Raw genomic sequence first — 15,522 nt, 5'->3', positions numbered from 1 at the left:
ACAGCTATACAAAACCAGCAACAAGCCAGGGTTCAAAGTGATTAGATTTATACTCTCTTTCTTCGGGGGCATCTTCACATTCGTGACGATGGGGATCGCTGTGGTCGCCCTGTCCATTGGCGCGGTGCTCTATATCTATAGCTATGACCTTCCGAGCCATGAATCCCTGGCGCAGTATCAGCCGCCTACGATCAGCCGGATATATTCCCGCGAAGGGCGCATCATCGACGAATTCGCCAAAGAGCGGCGTCTTTTTGTCCCGGCCGAAGAGATCCCGGATCTAGTGAAACAGGCCTTCATTTCGGCCGAGGATAAGAACTTTTATCAGCACGCGGGCTACGACGCGCGCGGCATTGCGGCGGCCTTTGTCGAGGCCGTTCGGTCCCGCGGTCAAAACGTGCGCGGTGCGTCGACGATCACCCAGCAGGTGATGAAGAATTTCCTTTTGTCTGGCGACCGTCAGATCGAGCGGAAGATAAAAGAAATCATCCTCGCGACCCGCATCGAAGAGACGCTGGATAAGGAAAGTATCCTCGAACTTTACATGAACGAGATCTTCCTTGGACAGAACTCTTATGGGGTGGCTGCGGCGGCACAGACCTATTTCAACAAGACACTGTCAGAGCTTGCGCCGCATGAGGCAGCGACGCTTGCGTCCATGCCAAAAGCGCCATCTCAGTTCCATCCTGTACGCCGTAAAGAGAGACTACTAAGTCGGCGTGACTTCGTTCTGAAGGAGATGAAGGAAAATGGCTATATCACTGAAGACGTTTATGAAATTGAAGTAGCTCAACCATTACTTTCAGTTCAAAATGGTGACTATGACAGCTTCCGCTCTGCGCTGCCTTCCAGAGACTATTTCACCGATGAAATCCGCCGCCAGCTGAGCCGCGATTTTGGTGAGGAAGAGTTCTTTACCGGTGGCATGGCCGTACGCGCGACGCTTGATCCAGAGCTTCAGAACGTGGCCGCGACGGCCTTGCGACACGCGCTTGAGAAGTATGACCGTGACCAAGGTGTTTGGCGGGGAACCGGCAAAACCATCTCGACCGATCTGCTGAATGACGAGGCCGCATGGCGCGAAGCACTCCGCGACGTCGAAGTCCCGCGCGACATTGATTTGGACGGAAAATGGCACCCTGCCGTGGTGCTTTTTGTCGGCAATCGCGACGCGCGTATCGGCATCGAAGGCGTGCCAGATGACGCCGATGGGCACTTCATCAACCCAACCGATGTGACCTGGGCGCGCAAGCAGCTTGAGGACGATGAACTCGGCCCGCAAGCCAAGGTCGCCGGCGACCTTTTGCGCGAAGGTGAAGTGGTGCTTGTGCGCGAAGTGAAAGACGAAGACGGCAACTTTGAACGCTGGTCTTTGCGGCAGGTGTCAGAGGTTCAGGGTGGCTTTATGGCCATGGACGTGAACAACGGTCGCGTACTCGCGATGCAGGGTGGCTTCAGCTACGAGCAGTCGGTTTTCAACCGCGCGACTCAGGCGCGGCGACAGCCTGGCTCGAGTTTCAAACCTTTCGTTTATGCTGCAGCGCTGGACAGTGGCTACTCTCCGGCCACAATTGTTATCGATGCGCCGATTGAGATCGATACACCTGAAGGATTGTGGCGGCCGAAAAACTCGTCCGACAAATTCTATGGCCCTACGCCTTTGCGAACAGGGATCGAGTACTCTCGGAACTTGATGACCATCCGCCTCGCGAAAGAGATCGGGATGGAAACCGTCGCTGATTACGCCGAACGCTTTGGCGTCTATGACGATATGAACCCCTTCCTTGCGAACTCATTGGGGTCCGAGGAAACCACGCTCTACAAGATGGTTGCGGCCTACGCGATGTTTGCCAATGGCGGCGAGCGCGTGGAGCCGACGCTTGTGGACCGTGTTCAGGACCGCGCGGGCCAGACGATTTATCGCCACGACCAGCGTTCGTGCGAGGACTGTGCTTTTGCAGAGCTCGCGGCTGACAGCAGCCCTCGTATCACCAGCAATCGTGAGCGGGTTATGGATGCGATCACCGCCTATCAACTGACCTCTATGATGCGTGGCGTTGTGGATCGGGGCTCGGCCTCTCGGGCGATCAACCTGGATGTGCCTGCAGCGGGCAAGACCGGCACCACCAACGAAGCGAAGGACGTCTGGTTCGTGGGCTTTACTAACACGATGGTGGCGGGTTGCTACATTGGCTATGACACGCCGACACCTTTGGGGCGCAATACCTTTGGCGGCAATACCTGTGGGCCAGTGTTCAACGAATTCATGCAAGCGGCGGTCGAGAAATACGGCGGCGGTGCTTTCCGCGTGCCACCGGGTGGTCAGTTCATCAATATTGACCGCTTCTCTGGTGCACAGCTCTCGCCTGAGGCCTCTGGAGACAATGTTGTGGCGGAATACTTCCGGCTTGGCGAAGAGCCTGTCTTTGGCGTGGCCTTTGACGGCGGCTTTGCGATGGGCTCAAACCTGCCGCTCTTTGACGAGGTCGACACAGAGGTCGTGACCGAAGTCATCACCTCGACGGGTGAAAGCACGGTTGTGACGCCAAGCGCCTCTTTCGGCACGCTCAGTTCGGGCGGCCTTTATTAACCTATAACAGCGGTGGATTGGGGGCAGGGGCGCTTGCCCCTCTTTGGCCTCTGGTCTATCACGCAGATTAAGAATGATAGACAGGACAATCCCATGCGCGCCGAGGTTCAAAACACCGTCACGGAGATCGAGAAATCCGTGGATCTGCTGAAACAGCGGCTGAACTGGGAGACCGCGGAATTCCGGCTTGAGGAATTCAACGCGCGGGTTGAGGATCCGAACCTTTGGGATGACGCCGAGGCCGCGCAGAAACTGATGCGCGAGCGTCAGTTGTTGGTGGATGCCATTGATGGCGTGAAACAGCTGGAGACGGAGCTGTCGGACAACATCGAGCTTATTGAATTGGGCGAGATAGAAGAGGACGACGAGGTCATCGCAGAGGCCGAGGCGGCCATTGCGGCGCTGGCGATCACGGCGGCGGAAAAAGAGCTGGAGGCTCTGCTGGATGGCGAGGCGGATAGCAACGACACCTTCCTTGAGATCAACTCAGGCGCGGGTGGCACGGAGAGCTGCGACTGGGCTTCGATGCTGGCGCGCATGTATGTGCGGTGGGCTGAAAAGCGCGGCTATACTGTTGAGCTACAGTCCATGACCTCGGGCGAAGAGGCTGGGATTAAGTCGGCGGCCTATAAGATCTCGGGCCACAACGCCTATGGCTGGCTGAAGTCCGAAAGCGGCGTGCATCGTCTGGTGCGGATTTCGCCCTTTGATAGTGCTGCCAAACGGCATACGTCCTTTAGTTCTGTCTGGGTTTATCCGGTGGTCGACGACAATATCGAGATCGAAGTGAACCCAGCCGATATTCGTATCGACACCTATCGCTCCTCGGGTGCCGGTGGTCAGCACGTGAACACGACGGACTCGGCCGTGCGGATCACACACATCCCCACTGGGATCGTTGTGACCAGCTCTGAGAAGTCTCAGCACCAGAACCGCGATATCGCGATGAAGGCTCTGAAATCGCGGCTCTATCAGCAAGAGCTGGATCGTCGGAATGCGGCCATCAACGAGGCGCATGAGAGCAAAGGCGACGCGGGCTGGGGTAACCAGATCCGGTCGTATGTTCTGCAGCCTTATCAGATGGTGAAGGATTTGCGCACGAACCACGAGACCTCGGACACCAAAGGGGTTCTGGATGGGGATCTCGATGGGTTTATGGCCGCGACATTGGCGTTGAACGTGTCTGGTAAGTCTCGGGCGGATGCGCAGGCTGAGGATTAATTCCCTGGGGCTCTGCCCCAGACCCCGGGATACTTTCAGCAAGAGAAAAAGATGCGGTATCGCATAAAAAAGGGCGCCTAGGCGCCCATTTTTGTTTGGATATTTGGCTTAGTTAATGTGCGCCTCGGGCGAGCGCAGCAACGCCTGTTCGCGCGACTTCGACAAGGCCGAGTGGGCGCATGAGATCTGCGAATGCGTCGATCTTTTCTGGCGCGCCGGTGAGCTCGAAAACGAAGCTTTCTAGCGTCGTATCCACCACATTGGCGCGGAAGATGTCGGCCAGACGCATGGCTTCGACGCGCTTGTCGCCTTCGCCTGCGACTTTGAAGAGGCCCAGCTCGCGTTCCACTGATGGACCTTCGACTGTCAGGTCATGCACCTCATGAACAGGCACAATGCGGCCCAGCTGGGTTTTGATCTGTTCGATGATCTGCGGTTTGCCTTTGGTGACAATGGTGATGCGCGAGGTGTGACCGGTGTGGTCGACCTCTGCCACTGTGAGGCTTTCGATGTTGTAGCCACGGCCCGAGAAGAGGCCGATGACTCGCGCCAGCACGCCAGGCTCGTTGGTCACGAGGACCGCCAGCGTGTGCACCTCTTCGACATCCGAGAAGGTCGGGCGGAGGTTATAGGCGGAGTGGCTTGAAGCGCCTTTTTTGATTTTTAGAGCAGCCATAATCGAATTTCCTTAAACTAGAACCGCGCCGCCGGATTGGATGACGCCCTGGGTTTCGGCTTCGCCCAGAAGCATTTCATTATGCGGCTTGCCCGACGGGATCATCGGGAAGCAGTTCTCGTGTTTTTCCACCAGACAGTCGAAGATAACCGGGCCGTCATGCGTAATCATCTCCATGATCGCGTCATCCAGATCGTCGGGGTCTGAGCAGAGAATACCCTTGGCGCCAAAGGCCTCGGCGAGTTTGACGAAATCGGGCAGGGCTTCGGACCAGCTGTGGCTGTAGCGCTCACCGTGCAGCAGTTCCTGCCACTGGCGCACCATGCCCAGGCGTTCGTTGTTCAGGATGAACTGTTTCACCGGCAGGCGGAACTGCACCGCGGTGCCCATTTCCTGCATGTTCATGAGCCACGAGGCCTCGCCCGCGACGTTGATCACCAGCGCGTCAGGATGCGCCAGTTGCACGCCGATAGAGGCCGGGAAGCCATAGCCCATGGTGCCCAGACCGCCAGACGTCATCCAACGATTTGGATCGTCAAAGGTCAGGTATTGTGCGGCCCACATCTGGTGTTGGCCGACCTCGGTCGTGATGTAGCGGTCGTATTTCTTGGTCAGCTCTTCAAGGCGCACAAGCGCGTGCTGCGGCTTGATGGTTTTGCCTTCTTGCTTGAAGTCCAGACATTTGATCGCGCGCCACTGATCGATCTGCGCCTGCCATTTCGCAACCGCTTCTTTGTTGGTCTTGCGGCCACGGGACTTCCAGACTTTGAGGATATCTTCCAGCACGTGACCCACATCGCCGACAATCGGGATATCGACGCGGATGACTTTGTTGATCGAGCTTGGGTCGATGTCGATATGCGCTTTCTTGGAGTTCGGCGAGAAGGCCGAGATCAGACCAGTGATCCGGTCATCAAACCGCGCGCCGATGTTGATCATCAGGTCGCAGTCGTGCATCGCCATATTGGCTTCATAAAGGCCGTGCATGCCGAGCATGCCGATCCAGTTTTTGCCAGAGCCCGGATAGGCGCCCAGACCCATCAGGGTCGAGGTGATCGGGAAACCCGTGGTGTCCACAAGCTCGCGCAACAATTGGCTGGCCGCAGGGCCAGAATTGATGACGCCGCCGCCGGTGTAAAACACAGGGCGCTCAGCCTGTTCCATCAGTTCGACAAGCGCCGTGATCTCGGTGATGTCACCCTTGAGCTGAGGCTCATAGTGGCTGGTATTGGTTTCCTGACGGGTGGTGTAGGTGCCCGACGCGAATTGCGTATCTTTTGGGATGTCCACCAAAACCGGACCCGGACGACCAGAGCGCGCCACATGGAACGCCTGATGCAGGGTTTCCGCAAGCGTGTCGGTTTCCTTGGCCAGCCAGTTGTGTTTCGTGCAGGGGCGGGTGATGCCGACGGTGTCTGCTTCTTGGAAAGCGTCAGAGCCGATCATGAAGGTCGGCACCTGACCAGACAGAACCACAATCGGGATCGAGTCCAAGAGCGCGTCGGTCAGACCGGTCACCGCATTGGTCGCGCCTGGGCCAGAAGTTACCAGCGCAACGCCGACCTTGCCGGTTGAGCGCGCATAGCCTTCGGCTGCGTGAACCGCGCCTTGCTCGTGGCGCACCAGAATGTGCTTGATGTCATTCTGCTGAAAGATCTCGTCATAGATCGGTAGGACGGCGCCACCGGGATATCCGAAGACTGTGTCCACGCCCTGATCTTTCAGAGCTTGAACTACCATTTTCGCGCCGGTCATCTGACGTGCCATTTTCTTCTCCGTTCACACCGTTTGTCGGTTTTGCGTGCGTTATGTACAAAAAAGCCCCCGAGGATCTCGGGGGCGCATGGTTTCCATTATGGTGTCCGTTACCGGTCCATGCGCCTATTTCCTACAATGACGACTAGGTCGCGCATCCGTTGGGTCCTTCTTGCGTTCGCGGGCGACATTATGGCTGTGGATAAGGGGCGTCAACCAAGAAAACGGAAATTTCCGCAAAAATATGGACATTAAATTACCAATGCGACGCCAATTTGCGCAACTTTGATAAAGAATGATGTAGTTCGTGGTAATTTATGTGAGTTTTGGGCGGGTTTTCGGGCTAATAACCGATCCCCGGACCCTGCAAAAGCCCATGTTCCATCGCATAACGAGTCAGTCCGGCGGTCGAACTGATGCCGAGTTTCGATTTGATATTCTTGCGGTGGGTCTCGACCGTGCGCACCGAGATGTTGAGTTCGAGTGCGACTTCCTTGTTGGATTTACCCTGAGAGAGCTGCAGCAGCACCGTTTGTTCTCGACTGGTGAGCTGTTCGCGTGCCTCGTCATCCTGCGGCTCGAGTGAGAATTTCGCACCGGTACAGAGGTAGCGTTCCCCGCGCATCACCGTGTCGATGGCGGTTTTGATCTCCTCGGTCGGCACGTCCTTTAGGACATAGCCCCGAGCGCCATGTTGCAGGGCGGTCGCGATATATTCGGGACTGTCGTGCATCGAGAGGATCAGGATGCGGGTATCGGGCGCGGTCTCGAGGACCATTTCCGTTGCCGCCAACCCGCCGATGTCGGGCATATTTAGGTCCATCAGGACCACATCGGCCTCATGGGTTTTGAGGTGCTCAATGACCTCTCGGCCATTCGAAAGCGTGGCCGAGACCTCGATGTCGTCATAGCTCTCGAGGATCGCTTGAATGCCCTGCGCGACCATCGGGTGGTCATCGACAATCACTACGTTGGTTGCACTCATCAATTGGCCTTTCTTTCAGTGGTCTCATCCACGGCATCCGCGTTGAGGACCTGGGCGAGGGGGACTTCGGCTTCGATCACTGTACCAGATTTGCTCGACAGAATGCGAAGCGTGCCGTTCAGCTGTTCGATGCGTTCCTGCATGTTGCGCAGCCCCAAGCCGCTGGATTGTTTGGACCGGTCACGCGACTGGGTAAAGCCGCGCCCGTTGTCGCTGATGCGCAAAGTCGCGCCACGTTTGTGGCTGCGCACGTCGATGGAAACATCGGTTGCGCCGGAATGGCGCTCGATATTGGTTAGTGCTTCTTGTGCAATACGATAGAGGGAGAACTTCGCGTCCGCATGCAGACGATTGCGGAACGGTACAGTGTGAAATTCTGTTTTAATTCCGGTTCTTTCGCCAAATTCTTCAGTCAAAGCTTTAAGTGCGGGGCCAAGTCCAAGGTCATCGAGAACTCCGGGCCGTAAGTCTCTGGAAATACGACGAACTTCTTGAATGGCTGTAGAAAGGTGCTCCATGCCTGTATCCAAAGAGTCTCCGGCCTTTTCATCGCCGCGTGCGAGGCGGCGGCGGGCTGCGTCCAAGGCGTATCTGACGCCAACAAGGATCTGGGAAATACCGTCATGCAACTCGCGCGCCACGCGGCCGCGCTCTTCTTCTTGGGCGTCAAAGACCCGCTGGGTGAGGGCTTTGAGCTTCACATCTGCAAGGCGACGTTCGCGGATATTGAGCGTGAGACCAGAGGCAAAGACCAACAGAACGGCGGCCAGGGCAATGCCGAGAATATAGAAGAACGTCGTTCGGATCCGTTGCTCCACGCCAGCACGGGCCGCGGCGACAGTCGCTTGAACATCGTCGATAAAAATGCCGGTGCCGACAACCCAGCGCCAATCCTGCAAGCCTACAGAATAGGACACCATCGTCGCGGTTTCTCCGGTGCTGGGTTTGGGCCAGTCAAAGGTGTGATAGCCGCCGCCTGTACGGGCGATTTCGATAAGCCGGTCGGTGATCTCAATCCCATTGCGATCACGTAGACCGGCCCAGTTCTTGTTGATCAGCTCTGTTTGACGAGGGCTCACAAGGTTGTTGCCGTCATAATCAAAGACAAAGAAATAACCGTCCTGTCCGTAGATCATGGCCGACAGCACCTGCGTCACCTCAAGCATCGCTGCCTCGTTGTCGGGTAGGGCGGGCCCGTAGATATTGCCGAAAGCGGTCCGTGCAATAGAGAGGTAGTTTTTCAGCTCGGCCTTCTTGGCCTCGATCAACTGCACCTCAAGCGACTTGATCTCTTGTTCCGCCAAGGCGCGTGATTGAATGGTCACCAGAATAGAAATCGCCGCCACCGCCATGATCAACGGCAGTGTCGCAAGCAAGAAAAGCTGTTGGCCGTAAGACAGCCGGAAGAGATTTAGTAAGCGAAACATCACGATTCGATGGGTGGAATTGCGCTCGAACCATAGCTTGAAACCCTTAGGCGGCGTCAATTCCATATATTTTTTGTGCGTAATTTCGGGCATTTGCAGCTTTTCTACGCAGTTTTCGGCTGTCCCTACGTAGTTGTTGGTATTTTATCTTGACCCCCGCTGCGTCTAGGCTCGGCACACTGAGATCCGCCACCGCACGGAGTTATGTGCGTGGCTAAATAGAAATCGGGAGGTACATTCTATGGATCGTCGTTCTTTTCTGAGAACATCTGCACTCGGTGGCTCTGCAGCAGCAGCGTCCACTCTGGCGGCACCAGCCTATGCTCAGGGCAAACGCACCCTGACCATGGTAACATCTTGGGGCCGTGGCCTCGCAGGTGTTTTTGACGCGGCTGTTAAGACTGCGGAAAACGTCACAGCAATCACCGACGGTCAGCTGACCATCGACGTGAAAGCAGCGGGCGAACTCGTTGGCGCATTCGAAGTATTTGACGCGGTGACTGCAGGTCAGGCTGACATGTATCACGCGGCGGACTACTACTTCGTCAACCAACACCCAGGTTTTGCGTTCTTCACCGGCGTGCCTTTCGGCATGACCGCGACTGAACTCAACAACTGGTACTACCACGGCAACGGCCACGCTCTGCATGACGAGCTGGGCGAAATCTTTGGTCTGAAGTCCTTCCTGGCGGGTAACACCGGTACACAGGCGGGTGGCTGGTTCCGTAAGGAAATCACTGGCCCAGAAGACTTCAACGGTCTGAAGTTCCGTATGCCAGGCCTCGGCGGTAAAGCGCTGGGTTACATGGGCGCATCCGTTCAGAACCTTCCAGGTGCTGAAGTGTACCAAGCGCTGGCATCCGGCGCGATCGACGGTACCGAGTGGATCGGCCCTTGGGCGGACGAAAAGGCTGGTTTCCAGGAAATCACCAAGTTCTACTACACTGCGGGCTTCCACGAGCCAGCGGCGGGTCTGTCCGTTGCGATGAACCGCGAAGTGTTCGAAAGCCTGAGCGCGTCTCAGCAGGCAGCTGTTGAAGTTGCTGCTGGCCACGCGAACGTATGGAACCTGTCTCAGTACCTGAACAACAACGGTGCAGCGCTTGAGCGTCTGAAAGCCGGTGGCGTTAAGGTTCTGGAATTCCCAGACAGCGTTTGGGATGCAATGGGCACCGCGTCCCAGCAGGTTTATGACGAGTTCATGGGCGACGAGATCTTCAAGAAGATCTACGACGACTACACCGCATCCATGAAAGCGTCCTCTGGCTGGCTGACCGACTCCGTTGGCGCATACCGCGCACAACGTGACCGCGTTCTGGGCTAAGGCCTGACGGCTGACGTAATAGGGGGCCTTCGGGTGTTGCCCGTGGGCCCCAACATTTTACGCGACAGCACTTAATCACACTAAACTGAGGGAATTGGGGATCATGCTGGACGCGATCGTCTGGTTATTCGCAAGCCTAGGGTCCGCTTTCACGGATTTCTTCGCGGCGTTAACGCAACCGGCTTTGTGGCTGAGCTGGACCGGTGGGCTGGAAACCACCGAGGACAAACAGGCCTTGATGCGCTTTGTCTATTATGGCGGATCTAAAGAGTTTTTCTTTGTCGTCTTCACGGCATTCATTTTTCTGACAGCAGCAGGCCTCTGGCGCCGCGCCATTATGTGGCGGTCCGTGCGCGTTCTGGAGGGCCTTGCGAACGGGATCGGGCGGTTCTTTGCCTGGGCTGGCCTTTTGATGGTGCTGCAGCAGATCGTCATCGTCTTCATGCAGCGGATCTTTACCGCGGCGCAGATCTCTTTCGGCTTTGGCAGCACCTTTAGCCAAGACGTGAGCTGGTGGGCCGAAGAGCTGAAGCTTTACAATGCGATGATCGTTGCGATGTGTGCGACCTATACGTTTGCCCAGGGCGGGCACGTGCGAGTGGACCTTGTCTACTCCGCGGTCAGCTATCGCACCAAGAAGATCATCGACATGGTCGGCTCTCTGATTTTCATGATGCCTGCCGCTGTGATCACTTGGATGTATGGCTGGTACTTTATGTGGCGTCACCTTGTGACCCCGAAGGTCTCGGCATCCGATCAGATCGATCTATTGATGCGCAAGTCGCGCATTCTGAAGTGGAACGTAGAAACCATCGGCTTCTCGCCCAACGGGTTTAACGCCTACTTCCTGTTCAAAATCCTGCTCGTTGCATTCGCAGGCCTCGTGTTCCTGCATGCGATCGCCTTCTTCTACCGCTCATATCTTGAGTACGTCGAAGGCCCCGAGAGCGAAGGCAAGTACCTTGACCGAGACAGCCTCGGCGAAGGTGAAGAAGCCTACGAAGGCACGCACTGAGGTATAGGGAACCAAGACTATGTTATTCGGACTTGATGGGGTCGAAATCGGCCTGATTATCGTCTTCCTCTGCCTCTTTGGAGGCATTCTATCTGGCTTCCCGGTGGCCTTTGCAATCGGCGGTGCGGGGGTGATTTCATTCGGGATCATCGCGGCGCTGGACAGCGCGGGTCTGTTGATCCACCAGGCGATTGATACGGGATCGGCGGCTTATGCGGATCTGATTGCACAGGGGATCAAATCGGACACGATCTCGATATTCAGATATCCGGATCTGCCCAGATATGACACGCCGGTCTTCCCAAGCGGTTGGGAAACCGCGATGGACCGCAACATCTCCTTTATCGTCAACCGAATGAACGAACGCGTTCTGGCCGGTCAATCGATTGAAACCCTGCTTGCAGTGCTGATGTTTGTTCTGATGGGCATCACGCTGGAACGCTCCAAGATCGCCAACGACCTGTTGACGACCATGGCGCGTGTGTTTGGGCCGCTCCCTGGAGGCCTAGCGGTGTCGGTGGTGGTTGTGGGCGCATTCCTTGCAGCCTCCACCGGTATTGTGGGCGCGACGGTTGTGACCATGGGCCTCCTGTCCTTGCCGACAATGTTGCGCAACAACTATTCGCCTGAGTTGGCGACGGGTGTGATTGCGGCCTCGGGTACGCTGGGTCAGATCATTCCGCCATCCATCGTTATCGTTCTGCTCGGCACACTGGCTGGGGATCTCTATTCCGCGGCGCAGGAAACCCGTGCTCAGGTCGCTGGCTGCTCGGACGCGTTGACCTTCCTCGGAGAACCGGCTGTTCTTTCGGTCGGCACTTTGTTCCAATCAGCGCTCATTCCGGGCATCATGCTGGCCTTCCTCTATGCGGCCTATGCCTTTGGCTACGCCCTGATGAACCCATCCAAGGCGCCAGCCGTCACCTTTGACAACGACGGCAACGAAGTCATCACCCGCAATGAAGGTCTGATCTGGTTCCTTGGTGTGCCCGCGGCCCTGATCGGCGGTGCGATCCTCTTGTCATCCGTCAATGTGATCGGCAGCCAGACCATCGTTGTGGACAGCTTCTCAGATCGTGGTGAAGCGGCGTCTCTGCGGACTACCGTGTCTGACGAGTGTAAAGCCTCGATGATTGATCTGCATGGTCAGTTGGCATGGGACGAAGCTGTTGCTCAACAGGCAGCGATTGACGCTCAAGGCGGTCTGGAAGAATCTACCAAGCTGACCGACGAAGAACGCGCGGCGATCTTTGCGGAACGCGTTGAAGCGGCCGCGCCGATTGGCTCGGGTATCGCGACGCTGGTTGTTCTCTTTGCTCTGGTTCTGACCACCGCACGCGGTGTTGCTCCAAGTGCGGATCCACGTCGGCTTTACATCGGTCTGGCCGGTGGCGCGCTGATGTTCTTGGTTGATCTTCTCTTGATCACGCCAACGACCAGTGCGGGCGTCACCGTGATCCTGATGGTGATCCCATTTGCAATCATGGGCTATGGCATGACCTATGCAGGTGGCCTTCTGTCGAAGAACGAACTCTTGCGCGTGGTGTTCCCACCGCTGGTTCTGATCGTGGCGGTGCTAGGGTCCATCCTTGGTGGTATCACCAACCCAACACCTGCCGCGGCGCTTGGGGCAGGGGGTGCATTGCTGCTGGCGGCCTATCGCCGTCTGGCGGATGAGGAAAAATCCGGCAAGCTGATCATCTGGGCGAGCTTCTCGATCATTGTGATGATCCTGATTGGCATCAACTTTGATCTGCGCATCAACCAGCCTGAGGTGGCCTTTGAAAGCTACGTGGCCTTCTTTGCAGCCTATGGTGCCTATCTCTTCTCGATGTTCGGCATTCTCTACAGCTGCTACGTGCTGCTGCGTGGTAAGGTTCTGAGCCCCATCGTGCGGGAAACGGCCAAGGTGACCTCGATGGTCTTTACCATCCTCATCGGCTCGCAGCTTTTGAACCTGGTGGTGATCTCCTTTGGTGGCGAGCACTATATCCAGCAGTTCCTCAAGAGCTTTGACAACGAGCTGACGGTCTTCTTGATCGTGATGCTGGTGCTCTTTGTGCTGGGCTTCGTGCTCGACTTCCTCGAGATCATCTACATCGTGATCCCGATTGTTGGGCCGGTCATTTATGGCGGTACGTTTGATCCAAAATGGGTCACGATCATGGTGGCTGTGAACCTGCAGACGTCGTTCCTGACGCCACCGTTTGGCTTTGCGCTCTTCTACCTGCGTGGGGTTGCGCCAAGCTCGGTGACAACGGGTCACATCTATCGCGGGATCATACCGTTTGTGTTGATCCAGGTCGCGGGGCTGGCACTCTTGTGGTTCTTCCCATCGATCGTGACGATCCTGCCGGATCTGATCGGGCGCTAAGACAAAGCGACAATCACAAAAAGAAAGGCCCCCAATTTCGGGGGCCTTTTCTATGTAAGCTGTTGTATTACTTTCGAATACTTGGATCTGGTAGAGAGATGTTAGACACTTGCTGAGCAATGGATTCAGACGCGCCGCGACGGTGCAAGCTCTCGTCATCTTTTAGCGTATCATACGATTGCCATTTGCCGTCGGTGAAGATCTCAAGGCCAGAGAACCGCGCCTTATAGTCCATCTTATTGCTGCCCGGCACCCAGTAGCCGAGATAGACATAAGGTAGGCCAACGTCGCGCGCGATATAGATGTGATCGAGGATCAGGAAGGTGCCAAGGCTCTGTTTCTGCAATTCTGGCGCAAAGAAGCTGTAGACCATGCTGACGCCATCTTCGAGCACATCCGTCAAACAGACCGCCGTCAGATCGTCGCTTTCCTCGTCGCGGTATTCAATCACACGCGAGCGGATCGGTGTTTCTTCGACCATGGCGGCGAATTCGAACACATCCATATCGGCCATGCCGCCATCCGAATGGCGCGCGTCCAGATATGTTCGGAACAGATCAAATTGCTCTTCGGTCGCCCAAGGTGACGTCGGGCGGCGACCCAGATGCTGGTTTTTCTTCATGATGCGTTTCTGACCACGAGAGGCCGTGAACTTGGACACATCGATGCGGGCAGAAAAACAAAGATTACAATCGGTACAGGATGGCCGATAGAGCACATTCTGCGAACGACGGAACCCTTGCTGAGATAGAGCGTCATTCAACTCTTGCGCATTGTCACCTTGCAAAGCGGTGAACAGTTTCCGTTCCATCCGACCCTCGAGATAAGGGCAGGGTTGCGGAGCGGTCACATAAAATTGCGGTGCAAGAGGCAGAGAATGGCGCATTTGGGTCGAGCAGCAGTTAAACTAAACCAAAGACTAGCAACTGTGCCCGAACCCAACAAGCCAAATGCGATTTAGAAGCGCGCAGAGCGATTAATTGCGACGGATCCCATGAAATGATCGGTCAAACCCTGCTTTCTGCGACTTGTCAGCATCAGTATGATTGAGATGACCTGCAACAAAGGCATCGCGATCGAAATACTGTAGCCCAAAGTGTGTAAAATCGCAGCGCCCAGATCAAAGCGGTCTCCGGTCTGAGCGCGGAATTCGATTCCCACCAAACGCATGCCCCATGTGGCCGACCCGCCTGCAAGTGTCAGAACACGATAGATAAATCCGACGACCAGAAACAGAAATGGAAAGAAGAAGATCCCGGTGAAGGCCGTGAAAGGCAGGATCAGGATGCAGAGAATACCGATCAGAACGCCATCAATGACCCAGGCCAAGAACCGCTTGGGCGGAACGTCAGCATAGAACGCTGGCTGGGTCTCGGGGTCGGGAAGGATATAGGAACGGGCGGTCATGTCTCTCGTGTCTTGCTTAATCACTAAAATGCGGCCCCTGGGGTACAGGGGCCGAGGTGAGGGAGGGTACTGGGTAGCTTACGCGTCTTCTTTGACGGCTTCGTCTTGCGCTTTCTTCTCGCGCTCGTCCATGAACTGGTCGAACTCGGATTTGTCTTTCGCTTCACGCAGACGCTGCAGGAACTCTTCAAAGCTCTTCTGCTCGTCTTCCAGACGACGGATCATTTCGTCGCGGTAAGAGTCGAAGGCAGAGTTGCCGGTCGAGGTCATTGTATGCATGCGACGGCGGCCGCAGGTCATGGAACGGGATTTGCTGAACATGCGTTTGCTCCAGATCATATAGAGAAGAAGGGCGAGGCCCACTGGCCAGACAAAGATGAAGCCCAGAACCATCGCGGCAATCCAGGCGCCTTTGCCTTTGTTGTCGAGCCATGCCTCGGCGCGAGAAAACCAACCAAGCTGGGAAGTCTGAGTGGTTGCGGTGGCTACAGGTGTCATTTCGGTCTCCGTGTTAAAAGGTGATGTGAATGTCTTTCACATTACAAGAGATGGGTATTCGCTAGTGGCTTACAAGAGTTTATGTGAAAAGAATTTACATTATTTATGAAATGTGTTTATTATCAGAGTGATAGATTGTCGAAAATCTTGATTTGATGTGGTTTTCGCGAGGATATCTTTATGCCAAAGTCCCGGATGCGGGGAAAAGTTTCGCATTTTTAGCCTGATTTCATGCGTTCTTCTTTAAAGC

General features: G+C 55.9%; 12 protein-coding genes. 5 read left to right on the top strand and 7 right to left on the bottom strand.

Annotated elements, in window-relative coordinates:
• The first annotated feature begins 37 nt into the window (after nt 1-37).
• A complete protein-coding gene (locus tag WG622_RS02685) occupies nt 38-2,590 on the top strand; it encodes a penicillin-binding protein 1A (RefSeq protein ID WP_339402170.1) in 2,553 nt (850 codons plus the stop codon).
• 93 nt (nt 2,591-2,683) lie between these two features.
• On the top strand, nt 2,684-3,811 hold the full coding sequence (prfB, locus tag WG622_RS02680) for a peptide chain release factor 2 (protein WP_339402169.1): 1,128 nt from the start codon (nt 2,684-2,686) through the stop codon (nt 3,809-3,811).
• Nucleotides 3,812-3,923: 112 nt separating this feature from the next.
• Here prfB and ilvN read toward each other — a convergent pair whose 3' ends face one another.
• The 4 genes from ilvN to WG622_RS02660 all read right to left on the bottom strand — a co-directional run bounded on the left by ilvN (nt 3,924) and on the right by WG622_RS02660 (nt 8,654).
• Nucleotides 3,924-4,487 (bottom strand): acetolactate synthase small subunit, encoded by a 564-nt coding sequence (ilvN, locus tag WG622_RS02675; RefSeq protein ID WP_209356358.1) that lies wholly within the window; start codon nt 4,485-4,487, stop codon nt 3,924-3,926.
• 12 nt (nt 4,488-4,499) lie between these two features.
• A complete protein-coding gene (locus tag WG622_RS02670) occupies nt 4,500-6,254 on the bottom strand; it encodes an acetolactate synthase 3 large subunit (protein ID WP_339402168.1) in 1,755 nt (584 codons plus the stop codon).
• Nucleotides 6,255-6,585: 331 nt separating this feature from the next.
• Nucleotides 6,586-7,227 carry a response regulator transcription factor gene (locus WG622_RS02665; protein ID WP_209356356.1) on the bottom strand — a complete coding sequence of 214 codons (642 nt, stop codon included), beginning with the start codon at nt 7,225-7,227 and terminating at the stop codon, nt 6,586-6,588.
• Nucleotides 7,227-8,654 (bottom strand): cache domain-containing protein, encoded by a 1,428-nt coding sequence (locus tag WG622_RS02660; protein ID WP_339402167.1) that lies wholly within the window; start codon nt 8,652-8,654, stop codon nt 7,227-7,229. Before WG622_RS02660 ends, WG622_RS02665 begins: the two co-directional genes overlap by 1 nt.
• A gap of 241 nt (nt 8,655-8,895) precedes the next feature.
• On the opposite strand from WG622_RS02660, the gene WG622_RS02655 reads away from it, so the two are divergent.
• From WG622_RS02655 to WG622_RS02645, 3 genes are all read left to right on the top strand, one after another.
• The gene (locus WG622_RS02655) at nt 8,896-9,978 is read left to right on the top strand and encodes a TRAP transporter substrate-binding protein (RefSeq protein ID WP_209356354.1); all 1,083 of its coding nucleotides are present in this window, start codon (nt 8,896-8,898) and stop codon (nt 9,976-9,978) included.
• Between the two features lie 103 nt (nt 9,979-10,081).
• Nucleotides 10,082-10,993 carry a TRAP transporter small permease subunit gene (locus WG622_RS02650; protein ID WP_339402166.1) on the top strand — a complete coding sequence of 304 codons (912 nt, stop codon included), beginning with the start codon at nt 10,082-10,084 and terminating at the stop codon, nt 10,991-10,993.
• A 19-nt stretch (nt 10,994-11,012) separates the two neighbouring features.
• Complete coding sequence (locus WG622_RS02645; protein WP_339402165.1) at nt 11,013-13,367, top strand: TRAP transporter large permease; 2,355 nt, start codon at nt 11,013-11,015, stop codon at nt 13,365-13,367.
• Nucleotides 13,368-13,434: 67 nt separating this feature from the next.
• Here WG622_RS02645 and WG622_RS02640 read toward each other — a convergent pair whose 3' ends face one another.
• The 3 genes from WG622_RS02640 to WG622_RS02630 all read right to left on the bottom strand — a co-directional run bounded on the left by WG622_RS02640 (nt 13,435) and on the right by WG622_RS02630 (nt 15,272).
• The gene (locus WG622_RS02640) at nt 13,435-14,253 is read right to left on the bottom strand and encodes an arginyltransferase (protein ID WP_339402164.1); all 819 of its coding nucleotides are present in this window, start codon (nt 14,251-14,253) and stop codon (nt 13,435-13,437) included.
• A gap of 71 nt (nt 14,254-14,324) precedes the next feature.
• The gene (locus WG622_RS02635; RefSeq protein ID WP_339402163.1) at nt 14,325-14,774 is read right to left on the bottom strand and encodes an RDD family protein; all 450 of its coding nucleotides are present in this window, start codon (nt 14,772-14,774) and stop codon (nt 14,325-14,327) included.
• Between the two features lie 78 nt (nt 14,775-14,852).
• The gene (locus tag WG622_RS02630; protein WP_209356349.1) at nt 14,853-15,272 is read right to left on the bottom strand and encodes a DUF2852 domain-containing protein; all 420 of its coding nucleotides are present in this window, start codon (nt 15,270-15,272) and stop codon (nt 14,853-14,855) included.
• Nucleotides 15,273-15,522 lie beyond the last annotated feature (250 nt).

This window comes from Cognatishimia coralii (assembly GCF_037478305.1).
Classification (GTDB): Bacteria; Pseudomonadota; Alphaproteobacteria; order Rhodobacterales; family Rhodobacteraceae; genus Cognatishimia; species Cognatishimia coralii.
The sequence above is the reverse complement of the archived record's forward strand: the minus strand, read 5'-3'. Positions and strand labels throughout refer to the sequence as shown.

Excerpts from the sequence above, each read along its gene's own strand:
- prfB (WP_339402169.1), top strand. The coding sequence starts at position 2,684 with ATGCGCGCCGAGGTTCAAAACACCGTCACGGAGATCGAGAAATCCGTG.
- ilvN (WP_209356358.1), bottom strand. The coding sequence starts at position 4,487 with ATGGCTGCTCTAAAAATCAAAAAAGGCGCTTCAAGCCACTCCGCCTAT.
- WG622_RS02670 (WP_339402168.1), bottom strand. The coding sequence starts at position 6,254 with ATGGCACGTCAGATGACCGGCGCGAAAATGGTAGTTCAAGCTCTGAAA.
- WG622_RS02665 (WP_209356356.1), bottom strand. The coding sequence starts at position 7,227 with ATGAGTGCAACCAACGTAGTGATTGTCGATGACCACCCGATGGTCGCG.
- WG622_RS02660 (WP_339402167.1), bottom strand. The coding sequence starts at position 8,654 with ATGTTTCGCTTACTAAATCTCTTCCGGCTGTCTTACGGCCAACAGCTT.
- WG622_RS02655 (WP_209356354.1), top strand. The coding sequence starts at position 8,896 with ATGGATCGTCGTTCTTTTCTGAGAACATCTGCACTCGGTGGCTCTGCA.
- WG622_RS02650 (WP_339402166.1), top strand. The coding sequence starts at position 10,082 with ATGCTGGACGCGATCGTCTGGTTATTCGCAAGCCTAGGGTCCGCTTTC.
- WG622_RS02645 (WP_339402165.1), top strand. The coding sequence starts at position 11,013 with ATGTTATTCGGACTTGATGGGGTCGAAATCGGCCTGATTATCGTCTTC.
- WG622_RS02640 (WP_339402164.1), bottom strand. The coding sequence starts at position 14,253 with ATGCGCCATTCTCTGCCTCTTGCACCGCAATTTTATGTGACCGCTCCG.
- WG622_RS02635 (WP_339402163.1), bottom strand. The coding sequence starts at position 14,774 with ATGACCGCCCGTTCCTATATCCTTCCCGACCCCGAGACCCAGCCAGCG.
- WG622_RS02630 (WP_209356349.1), bottom strand. The coding sequence starts at position 15,272 with ATGACACCTGTAGCCACCGCAACCACTCAGACTTCCCAGCTTGGTTGG.